Below are 1,351 nucleotides of genomic sequence, written 5' to 3'. Positions count from 1 at the left end.
TCCTCCCCCAACAACATTAGCTCTCCCATCTAGCCTAGCAACTATTATATTTTCTAATTCTGAATGATCAGCTTCTTTAAGATGTCTTTCTTGACTGCTCCACATCATAGTTTTAACATTATTAGAATCAGCTAAATTTTTTAAAAATATTTCTATACCATTTAACCATTCATTAATAGTATTTGAATTTTGTCTGGCATTCTCTTTAGCACTTGCCATTATTGTTTGTTCTAAAATATTTTCAGATTGATTATATAAAGTTAAAGTTGTTCCACCCTTATTACTTAAAAAGGAATAACTACCGTCAATCAAACCAAATCTATCACCTAACATATTAAATAAACCTGCCCTTGTTGGTTCAAACATCCATTCCCACATTCTTGCAGAAACAACTGTAATTACAGCCCAAGGAACCAACATTACTGCCCTCATAGCTCCTCTACCTTTAAATTCACTATTAACTACCAAGGCAACTATTAAGCCAAGCAATGTCTCAAAAAACACTGAAAATAGTGTGAAAATTAAAGTAATTCCAGACAGATCTAATAAAATCTGGAGTTCGAGCACCAACCACATACTTATTTCCAAAAACACTAAACTCAAATGATGGTCGATATAAATAAGGATCTCTTGGTAAAACTCTTATTGGTCTTTGAAATAATTTTTCTCCACTTTCATCGTCAACTGCTTGTTCACCTGTTCCTTCATCAATTATAGGTTCTAATTCTTTAACAGTAACTGATAGCAATGCTTTATAATTATCTAAACCAACAAAACTAGTTTCTTTAGTTGAAGCAAATTCTTTATCAGTAAAACTTGTATAAAAAACCTGCCCCAGAGGATATAAAGCAATTATAATTAAAATTAAAAATGCTGGTATTAACAATTTAAGCGCTAATTTTTGTTCTTCTTTTGCCAGATTTGATGAATTGCTATTTGCCATTAAGTCCCCCCTTTTTTTATAAAATCTGGAGAGGTTAAAACCTCTCCAGATTATTAACAATTTTAAATAATTTTACTTATGGTTGAACTGGCTCACCAGTTTCAAATCCTGTAGTATCTTCTAAATCTAATTCTAAATACTCAATAGCTGTTTGAGCATCACTTTCACCAGTTAATACTGAATGTACAGCCTGGAAGAATAATTCTGATACCTGATTATACTGTGGAGCAGTTGCAGTAGAAGGACGAGCAACAGCATTTGTAAACACATCGTAAAGACTACCAAAGAAAGGAACTGCTTCTAGTACGTCTTCATCTTCATACAATGATTTAATTGTAGGATTGAAAGAACCTTCTACAGCACGCATCTTCTGAACTTCTTCTCCAGCTAAGAACATAGCTAATTTAG

At 32.6% G+C, this 1,351-nt stretch carries 1 protein-coding gene and 2 pseudogenes; all 3 read right to left on the bottom strand.

All coding sequences use genetic code 11. The features are described 5' to 3' along the window. Window positions 1-504, bottom strand: a pseudogene (locus HSACCH_RS14165) (hypothetical protein); the annotation flags it as partial. Next, window positions 494-943: a sugar ABC transporter permease gene (locus HSACCH_RS13490; protein ID WP_005490540.1), complete on the bottom strand. Its 450-nt coding sequence runs from the start codon at window positions 941-943 to the stop codon at window positions 494-496. The pseudogene HSACCH_RS14165 and the gene HSACCH_RS13490, both read right to left, overlap by 11 nt. A gap of 76 nt (window positions 944-1,019) precedes the next feature. Then, window positions 1,020-1,351, bottom strand: a pseudogene (locus tag HSACCH_RS13485) (ABC transporter substrate-binding protein); the annotation flags it as partial.

It is taken from the genome of Halanaerobium saccharolyticum subsp. saccharolyticum DSM 6643 (assembly GCF_000350165.1).
GTDB classification, from domain to species: domain Bacteria; phylum Bacillota; class Halanaerobiia; order Halanaerobiales; family Halanaerobiaceae; genus Halanaerobium; species Halanaerobium saccharolyticum.
The sequence above is the reverse complement of the archived record's forward strand: the minus strand, read 5'-3'. Positions and strand labels throughout refer to the sequence as shown.